Source organism: Aminobacter sp. MET-1, assembly GCF_026521175.1.
GTDB lineage: Bacteria > Pseudomonadota > Alphaproteobacteria > Rhizobiales > Rhizobiaceae > Aminobacter.
The window spans coordinates 52,170-60,978 of the sequence record NZ_JAMSHL010000030.1; the positions used below are offsets into that span (position 1 = coordinate 52,170).

8 protein-coding genes and 1 pseudogene are annotated in these 8,809 nt (G+C 64.6%); 7 read left to right on the forward strand and 2 right to left on the reverse strand.

Going from position 1 to position 8,809, the window contains the following annotated elements:
- Positions 1-54 precede the first annotated feature (54 nt).
- Positions 55-1,041, reverse strand: a complete 987-nt coding sequence (locus NDO48_RS26845) for an ABC transporter substrate-binding protein (protein ID WP_018430875.1) — start codon at positions 1,039-1,041, stop codon at positions 55-57.
- 156 nt (positions 1,042-1,197) lie between these two features.
- Between NDO48_RS26845 and NDO48_RS26850 the strand changes: the two genes are divergently transcribed.
- The 3 genes from NDO48_RS26850 (at position 1,198) to NDO48_RS26860 (ending at position 3,558) form a co-directional block, all read left to right on the forward strand.
- On the forward strand, positions 1,198-1,980 hold the full coding sequence (locus NDO48_RS26850) for a GntR family transcriptional regulator (RefSeq protein WP_267322720.1): 783 nt from the start codon (positions 1,198-1,200) through the stop codon (positions 1,978-1,980).
- Positions 1,977-2,945 carry a threonine ammonia-lyase gene (locus NDO48_RS26855; protein WP_267322721.1) on the forward strand — a complete coding sequence of 323 codons (969 nt, stop codon included), beginning with the start codon at positions 1,977-1,979 and terminating at the stop codon, positions 2,943-2,945. Before NDO48_RS26850 ends, NDO48_RS26855 begins: the two co-directional genes overlap by 4 nt.
- Positions 2,946-3,033: 88 nt before the next feature.
- The gene (locus tag NDO48_RS26860; protein WP_018430872.1) at positions 3,034-3,558 is read left to right on the forward strand and encodes a MarR family winged helix-turn-helix transcriptional regulator; all 525 of its coding nucleotides are present in this window, start codon (positions 3,034-3,036) and stop codon (positions 3,556-3,558) included.
- 69 nt (positions 3,559-3,627) lie between these two features.
- Here NDO48_RS26860 and NDO48_RS26865 read toward each other — a convergent pair whose 3' ends face one another.
- A complete protein-coding gene (locus tag NDO48_RS26865; RefSeq protein WP_267322722.1) occupies positions 3,628-4,602 on the reverse strand; it encodes a GlxA family transcriptional regulator in 975 nt (324 codons plus the stop codon).
- A 105-nt stretch (positions 4,603-4,707) separates the two neighbouring features.
- Here NDO48_RS26865 and NDO48_RS26870 point away from each other — a divergent pair, with 105 nt between their 5' ends.
- The 4 genes and pseudogenes from NDO48_RS26870 to NDO48_RS26885 all read left to right on the forward strand — a co-directional run.
- The gene (locus NDO48_RS26870) at positions 4,708-5,256 is read left to right on the forward strand and encodes a cysteine hydrolase family protein (protein WP_267322723.1); all 549 of its coding nucleotides are present in this window, start codon (positions 4,708-4,710) and stop codon (positions 5,254-5,256) included.
- Positions 5,257-5,431: 175 nt separating this feature from the next.
- Positions 5,432-7,759, forward strand: coding sequence for a bifunctional salicylyl-CoA 5-hydroxylase/oxidoreductase (locus NDO48_RS26875; RefSeq protein WP_267322724.1), 2,328 nt, complete (start codon positions 5,432-5,434; stop codon positions 7,757-7,759).
- 2 nt (positions 7,760-7,761) lie between these two features.
- On the forward strand, positions 7,762-8,538 hold the full coding sequence (locus NDO48_RS26880) for an SDR family NAD(P)-dependent oxidoreductase (RefSeq protein WP_267322725.1): 777 nt from the start codon (positions 7,762-7,764) through the stop codon (positions 8,536-8,538).
- Positions 8,535-8,809, forward strand: a pseudogene (locus NDO48_RS26885) (hypothetical protein); the annotation flags it as partial. The gene NDO48_RS26880 and the pseudogene NDO48_RS26885, both read left to right, overlap by 4 nt.

The following is an 8,809-nucleotide window of genomic DNA, read 5'->3' on the forward strand; positions in this document are numbered from 1 at the left end:
CCGAAATGGCAACGGCGCGTGAAACGCCGTTGCCAGGTTTGACGAAGCCGAAAATCAGTCGACGATGCACTTGCAGTCGGCGAGCGAAGCCGGGATCTCGATGCCGAAGGCAGCCATGGCCTTCTTCGAGATCGTCGCAGCGTGGTCCTCATAGGCCGGACGCGACGGAGCGATGGTCTTGGGATCCTTGCCCTTCAGCACTTCGGCGGCAATCTTGCCGGCGTTGACGCCGACCTGCTCGTAGTTCACCGCGAAGCTCGCGGGCACGACACCGTCGCGCACGGCGTTGTCGTCGGCGTTGACGACGGGGATACCGGCCTGGCGGGCGGCAGCCGCAACCGCCGGGATGGCCGGCTGGATCAGGTTCGAGGTCGGGCCATAGATCACGTCGACCTTGCCGGCCAGCGAGGCGATGCGCTGCTGGATGTCGTTGACATTGTCGATACCCACTTCGACGACCTCGAAGCCGGCAGCCGGCGCGGCTTCCTTGATCTTCTCGACCAGGGCGACGTCATTGGCTTCACCCGGGTTGTACGGCACGCCGAAACGCTTGGCGTTCGGCAAAAGCTTCTTGGTAAATTCCATCACCGCTGCGACGTCCTGCAGATCGGTGGCGCCAGTCATGCCGTCGTCACCAGCTTCCCACGACGGCACCAGCTTGGCGGCGACCGGATCGGTGACGGCAGCGAAGATGACCGGAATGCCCGAGCCGGCGAGCGCCTTCTTGGCGATCTGCGAGACCGGGGTGGTGATGGTGTAGAGCATCTTCGGGTTTTCGGCCTGCAGCTTTGCGATCATCTGCGGCACGAGCGAAGCGTCGAAATTGGTGTGGCTCTCGGTGTAGACCACATCCTTGCCCTCGGCGAAGCCGTTCTCGGCCAGCGCCTTCTTGAAGCCGGCGATCGCGGCGTTGAGCTGCGGATGCTCGCCGAAATTGGCGATGCCGATCTTGACCGGATCGGCGATGGCAGCGCTCAGGCTCGTGGCGAGCGCGCCAGCCAGGATGAGGCCCGACAGCAGGCCGGACTTGAAGCTCTTCATGAATTCCTCCCAGAATGAAGCACTGCCGGTACGCCAGCAGCTTGACCAGAAGATGAGCAGACCCTGAAGCAGCTGTCAAACGATTATATATAATTCTTGCCATGACTCGACATCATATATAATCCTGAGTCTCAAGCGGTGCTGCGGAGGACAGCGATGCAGGATGACGAAGAGCATTCCACAAAAACGGAAGCGGCCTACCGGCTGCTGCGCCGCGATATCCTGACCACGCGCCTGCTGCCAGGCGCTCCGCTCAAGCTCAGCGCCCTGCGTCAGAGCTATGGCGTCGGCTGGACGCCGTTGCGCGAGGCCTTGTCGCGGCTCGAGGCCGAGCGCTTGGTCACCGCCATTTCAAACCGCGGCTTCACCGTTGCTTCCGTGTCGCGCGGCGAACTCGAAGACCTCGCCCGCGCCAGGATGGTGGTCGAGCTGCCGCTGCTGCTGGAATCGATCGAAAAGGGCGGCAGCGACTGGGAAGAAGCGGTCGTCACCGCGCATTATCGCCTGTCGCGCTGCAAGACGGCAGTTGAAGACCCCTCCGACGAGGCGGTCGACGCCTGGGACGAGAAGCACGAGGCCTTCCATGCGGCGCTGCTCAGTGCCGCTCAGTCGAGCTGGCTCCTGCGTTTCCGCTCGACAATATCAGACCAGTTGCGCCGGCATCATCGTTTCCTCGGCCTCGCGCCGACATTGCGCGCCGCCGCCGGCCAGAAGGACGGATTCGAGGAAGCCATGGCAGCCCTGCAGGAGGCGCAGTCGATCGGCCCGCATACGGCCCTGATGGAGGCCGCGCTCGACCGCGACCTCGAACGCGCCAAGGCACTGATGATCGACCACATCGGCTACACGCTGCATGTCTATGTCCACACCGGCGACTACAGCGGCAGCAGGCACGCCGCCCGCCCCGGCAGCCTCAGGTCGCGGTCGGCGGCCGAATGACCGCCCCCTACCGCCCGTCGCTGGACGAGATCGCCGCTGCGCGCGCCCGCATAGCACCTTACGCTCCGCGCACACCGCTGGTCCGGCTCGACCTCGGCCTGCCCGACCGGCAGATCTTCCTCAAGCTCGAGACGCTGTCGCCCATCGGCGCGTTCAAGCTTAGGCCGGCGCTGAACGCGCTGCTTTCCCGCGACGCGGCTGCGCTCGCCAATGGCGTCGCCACCACCAGCTCCGGCAACATGGCCTATGGCATGGCGTGGGCCGCCAACAGGCTCGGCTTGCCGATGGCCGCCTACATGTACGCAGGTGCGCCGCAGACCAAGATTGATGGTGTGCGCCGCCTCGGCGGCGAAGTGCGCTTCATCTCGCTCGAGACCTGGTGGCAGTACATCATCGGCGCAGACAGGCCCGACTTCCCGGAATTACTGATCAACCCGGTGACCGACCAGGCGGTACTGTCGGGAAACGGCTCCATCGGCATGGAAATCGTCGAGGACCTGCCGGAGGTCGACGTCGTGCTCACCCCCTATGGCGGCGGCTCGATGACGTCAGGCGTGGCAAGCGCCGTGAAGGCGCTGCGCCCGCAAACGAAAATCTTCGCCGTCGAGGACGAAAGCGCAGCCCCGGTGACGGCAGCACTTGCCGCAGGCCGCATCGTCGACATCGAGACGCTCCCGTCCTTCGTCAAGAGCATTGGCGGCCCGTCCTTGGTGCCGCAGCTGTGGCCGGTGGCGCGCGAGCTGATCGACGGCGCCGTCACCGTCAGCCTCGAGCAGGTCACCGCGGCGATGCGGATGCTGTTTGCGAAATCCAAGGTTGTGGCCGAGGGCGCAGGGGCAGCCTCGCTGGCTGCAGCGCTTGCCAGTCCTGATGCCACCGGCAGCGTCGTCTGCGTCATTTCAGGCGGCAACATCGACGCCGAGGCCTATTCGACGGTACTCGCAGGCGGCATCCCCAGCGCCTGAACCTTTCAAGCTTGTACTATCGAGCGAAACGGTCCTACAACAGCCCGGTCGGACCGGCCTGTTCTGCGGTTCGCGGCGAGGACGGCAGATGGAAGAGCGCAAGGATACGGCAAACGCCGAAGGCTGGGTGGACGGCGAGACCAAGGTGTTGGAAGCGCCCGCCGATCATGGCACCGAATTGCGCCTGTGGCTGCGACTGCTCACCTGCTCGACGCTGGTCGAGACCGAAGTGCGCCGGCGCCTGCGTGAAGAGTTCGATTCCACCCTGCCCCGCTTCGACCTGATGGCGCAGCTCGAGCGCGCCCAGGACGGCATGGTGCTGGGCGAAGTGTCTAAGCGCATGATGGTGTCGCCCGGCAACATCACTGTCTTGGTTGAGCGCCTAGCCGAAAGCGGCCACATCAGTCGCACCACCTCGCCGACCGACCGCCGCGTCCAGATCATCGCCCTGACGCCCTTCGGCCGCGCCGAATTCGAGAAAATGGCAGCGGCACACGCCGACTGGATCGGCGACCTGTTCGGCACGCTGTCAGCCAAGGACGGCGCGATCCTACTCGATGAACTCGCCAAGCTGAAGCGCTCGATCGTCGCGTCACTGGCCAAGGGCGCTTGATCGAACCGGCTGGAGCAATTCCAGGAAAAGTGCGCAGCCGTTTTCCATCCGGAATTGCGCAGAAACACTCTATGCGCGAAATCGGGCGCGGTAGTCGCTCGGCGTCAGCCCGACGATACGGACAAAGACCTTGCGGAACGCACCGGGATCGCCGTAGCCGACTTCCCATGCCACCTTGTCGACCGACTGCATGGTGAATTGCAGCAACTCCCGCGCCTTGCCGACGCGCAGGCGCTGGCCATATTCTGTGGTCGTCAGCCCGGTCGCCTTCTGAAACCGGCGCAGGAAGGTACGCTGCTCCAACCCGGCCAATGCCGCCAGGTTGCCGAGATCCAGGTCCTTGCCTTCGCTCGCCTGCAGCCAGTGCTGCACCTTTAGGATTGCCGCGTCACCATGGCTGAGCCGCGGCGCGAATGTGCTGTAGTAGCGCTGTTCGCGTCCGGGCGGATCGAGAGCGAGAACCCGGGCCGTCTCGATCATCACGGTCGGCCCGAGAAAGCGGTCGACGAGTTTCAGGCCAAGGTCGGTCCAGGCCATCAGGCTGCCGGCGGTGATGATGTCGCCGTCATCGATGAGCAGCCTGTCGGTGTCGAGTTTGGCTTCGGGAAAACGCGACCGGAACGCCTCGTCATAGACCCAGTTCGTCGTCACCGGCCGCCCGGCCAACAGCCCCGTCTCGCCGAGCAGGAAGGCGCCGGCGCAGACGGACGCCAGCACACCGCCGGCACCATGGCGCTGGAGCAGCCAGCCGGCGACAGGTGCGGCATGTTCGGGCGAGATCGGATCGCCGAGTGCCGGCGGTACAACATAGATTTCGGGAACACCCGTGGCATCTGGATGGGTGTCGAACACCCTTGTCGGGACTTGCCCCACACTCTCCGCGCGCCAATGGCTGACGCGTATGGTCAAGAGCGGCGCACCCCGGCTCTTGCGCCCGGCAGTGCGGTTGGCCAACTCGAACAGGTCCGTCATGCCGAGCACCGCCGACATCTGCGCACCAGGGTAGAACACCAGACCTATCTCGATGAGGTCGCCCGTTGCCATTTGTCGAAATCACCCCCTGTTATGTCGATATCGCCAATAGGCCGGCACCATAATCCATTGCATCTTCCAGACAACATCCTTCCCAACAGCAAAGGCATCGGGGACATGAGCAAGCGCGCGGTGATCGCCATCGATATCCAGAACGAATATTTTCCGGACGGGAACATGCCCCTCGTCGGCATCGAAAAGGCGGCCGCCAACGCCGCCCGGGTCATAGGGGCGGCACGCTCCAAGGGCGACACCGTCATCCATGTCCGCCATCTCTCGAAGAGCGCGGATGCGCCGATCTTTGCGCCCGGTACGCCAGGCGTCGAGATCAACGCCGCTGTCGCCCCGGCCAATGGCGAGAAGGTCATCACCAAGAACCACGTCAATTCGTTCCGCGAGACCGATCTCAAGGCAACGCTGGACGCCAAGGGCATCGAGGAAGTCGTCATCGTCGGGGCGATGAGCCACATGTGCGTCGAAGGCGCCACCCGCGCTGCAGCCGACTTCGGCTACAAGGCGACCGTCGTCCACGATGCCTGCGCCACCCGCGACCTCGAATTCAACGGCAAGACGGTGCCAGCTGCCCAGGTCCACGACGCCGTCATGGCGGCCATCGCCTTCGGCTATGGCGAACTCGTGGATACGGCGACTTACCTGTCCAGATAGCATTCACGGCCTCTGCCTCTGCCCCGGTCGCGCGCATGCCGGCCGGGGTCTTTGCGCCCTCATTTCCAAAATAACTTTAAGCTTGAAGTTTTTTTCGAAACCGGCCATGGTGCTGTCATGGTCAGGATCGGGCACGCATGTCCATCTGGCCGCACGGCTTCAGGAGGAGGACGGCATGCGCATTGTCTGTATCGGTGGCGGACCGGCCGGTCTCTATTTTGCCCTGCTGATGAAGAAACAGCATCCCGAGCACCAGGTCACCGTCGTCGAGCGCAACCGTCCCTTCGACACCTTCGGCTGGGGCGTGGTCTTTTCCGACGCAACCATGCAGTCGATGCGCCAATGGGACCCGGCCACCGCCGAGACGATCGAAGACGCCTTCAACCATTGGGACGACATCGAGCTGGTATTCAAAGGTCGCAAGATCCGCACCACTGGGCACGGCTTCGTCGGCATCGGCCGCAAGAAGATGCTGAACATCCTGCAAGAGCGCTGCATCGAGCTCGGCGTCGAACTGGTGTTCGAGACCGACGTGCAGGGCGACCAGGATTTCCCCGATGCCGACCTCATCATCTCGTCCGATGGCGTCAACTCGCGCATTCGGCACAAATACGCCGACATCTTCAAGCCCGACATGGTGATGCGGCCCAACCGCTACATCTGGCTCGGCACCGACAAGCGTTTCGACGCCTTCACCTTCGATTTCCAGCGCACCGAGCACGGCTGGTTCCAGGCCCACATCTATCGTTTCGACGACAACACCTCGACCTTCATCGTCGAGACCACCGACGAGGTGTTCAAGGCGCATGGCATCGACGAGATGGACCAGGACCAGTCCATCGCGTTCTGCGAAAAGCTGTTTGCCGGCACGCTCGACGGCCACAAGCTGATGACCAACGCGCGCCATCTGCGCGGCTCGGCCTGGCTGAATTTCGGCCGCCTGATCTGCGACAAGTGGAGCCACTTCAACGGCCAAAGCCACGTCGTCTTGATGGGCGACAGTGCCCACACCGCGCATTTCGCCATCGGCTCCGGCACCAAGCTCGCCATCGACGACGCCATCGAACTGACCCGCCAGTTCGACATCATCGGCCACGACAAGGCCAGCATCCCGGCCGTGCTCGACGCCTATGAAGAGGTGCGCCGCGTCGACGTCGCCCGCATCCAGAACGCAGCCCGCAACGCCATGGAATGGTTCGAGGTCGTGGGCACCCGCTACGCCGACACGCTCGAGCCCGAGCAGTTCATGTATTCGATGCTGACCCGTTCGCAGCGCATCAGCCACGAGAATCTGCGCCTGCGCGACAAGGACTGGCTGGAAGGCTTCGAGCGCTGGTTCGCCGAACGCGCCGGCGTCTCGCCCGCCCCCAACGGCTCGGTGCCGCCACCGATGTTCACGCCATTTTCGATCCGCGGCCTGACGCTGAAGAACCGCATCGTCATGTCGCCGATGGCGATGTATTCGGCCACCGACGGTGTGCCCGACGATTTCCACCTCGTCCATATCGGCGCACGCGCCATGGGCGGTGCGGCTCTCGTCTTCCCGGAGATGACCTGCGTGTCGCCGGACGCGCGCATCACGCCGGGATGCCTCGGCCTGTGGAACGACGAGCAGGCGCAGGCTTTCAAGCGCATGGTCGACTTCGTCCATCAGCAGACACCGGCTAAGATCGGCATCCAGATCGGTCATGCCGGCCGCAAGGGTGCGACCAAGGTTGCTTGGGAAGGCATCGACCAGCCTGTAACCTCGGGTGGCTGGCCGCTGATCTCGGCTTCCGCCCTGCCGTATCTCAAGCATTCCGACATGCCGCGCGCCATGACCCGCGACGACATGGACCGTGTGCTGGCCGACTTCGTCAGCGCCACGGAGCGCGCCCGTGACCTCGGCTTCGACATCCTCGAGCTGCACGCCGCCCACGGCTACCTGCTGTCGTCCTTCCTGTCGCCGCTGACCAATTTGCGCGACGATGAATATGGCGGCAGCCACGAAAACCGTGCCCGCTATCCGCTCGAAGTGTTCCGCGCCATTCGCGCCGTCTGGCCTGAGGACAAGCCGATCTCGGTGCGTCTCTCGACCCACGACTGGTATGAAGGCGGCAACACGCCCGAGGATGCGGCGATCTTCGCCAAAATGTTCAAGGACGCCGGCGCCGACATGATCGACTGCTCGTCAGGCCAGGTGGTCAAGGAAGAGCAGCCGGTCTATGGCCGCCTGTTCCAGACGCCCTTCTCCGACAAGATCCGCAACGAGATCCAGGTGCCGACCATTGCGGTGGGCGCAATCTCGGAAGCCGACCACGCCAATTCGATCATCGCCGCTGGTCGCGCCGACCTCTGCGCGGTTGCCCGTCCGCACCTCGCCGACCCATCCTTCGTCATGCATGAGGCGGCGAAGATCGGTTATGCCGAGCAGGCCTGGCCGAAGCAGTATCATTCGGCCCGCGCCCAATATGTGAACAACCTCGCCCGCGCCGCGACAGCCACACCCGCGGGCAAGGCATGAGCATGGCCAAGCGTCACGCCCTCGTCACCGGCGCCGGAAGCGGCATCGGCCGCGCCATCGCCTTGGCGCTCGCCGCCAACGGCCACAGCGTCAGCCTGTGCGGCCGCCGGGCCGCTCCGCTCGAAGCCGTGTGCGACGAGATCGCCAAGGCTGGCGGCGAAGCCTTTGTGCTCGACGGGTTCGACGTCACCGATACGCATTCGGTCGAGGCAGGCGTCGCCAGGGCGATTGCCCAGGCCGGCGACATTTCAGTGCTGGTCAATTGCGCCGGCGAAGCACCGTCGGCTCCCTTCGACAAGACCGACCTGGCATTGTGGAGCCGGGTCATCGGCATCAATCTCACCGGCACGTTCCTGGTGACACAGGCAGCACTTGCCTCGGTCAAGCGCGCCGGCAAGGGCCGCATCGTCAATGTCGCCAGCACCGCCGGCCTGACTGGCTACCCTTACGTCTCAGCCTATTGCGCTTCCAAGCACGGCGTGGTCGGCATGACGCGCGCGCTGGCGCTGGAGCTTGCCCGCACAGACGTCACCGTCAACGCCGTCTGCCCCGGCTTCACCGACACCCCCCTGCTCGACGGTGCCGTGGAAACCATCACCGGCAAGACCGGCCGCTCGGCGGACGAGGCGCGCGCGGCACTTGCCCGCGCCAATCCTCAAGGACGCCTGGTGAGCCCCGAGGAAGTGGCCGACACGGTGCTGTGGCTCGCCTCGGAAAAGGCCACCGCAATCACAGGCCAGGCGATCCCGGTTGCCGGCGGCGAAGTTCTGGGAGGATGACGATGACCAACCCGATGCAGGACAAGAAGCGTCCGTTCAAGGATCACAAGGCCAGGCATTTCCTGTTCGAGACCGATGCCGACGGCCGCGTCGCCACGATCACGCTCAATCGTCCCGAGAAGAAGAACCCGCTGACCTTCGAGAGCTACGAGGAACTCACCGACCTGTTCCGTGGGCGGGGGGGGGGCGGCGGCGGGGGGGGGGGGGGGGGGGGAGGGGCTGCGTCCAACCACTCCACCGCCCCCGCCGGGTTCGCCCACAAACAGCCCCC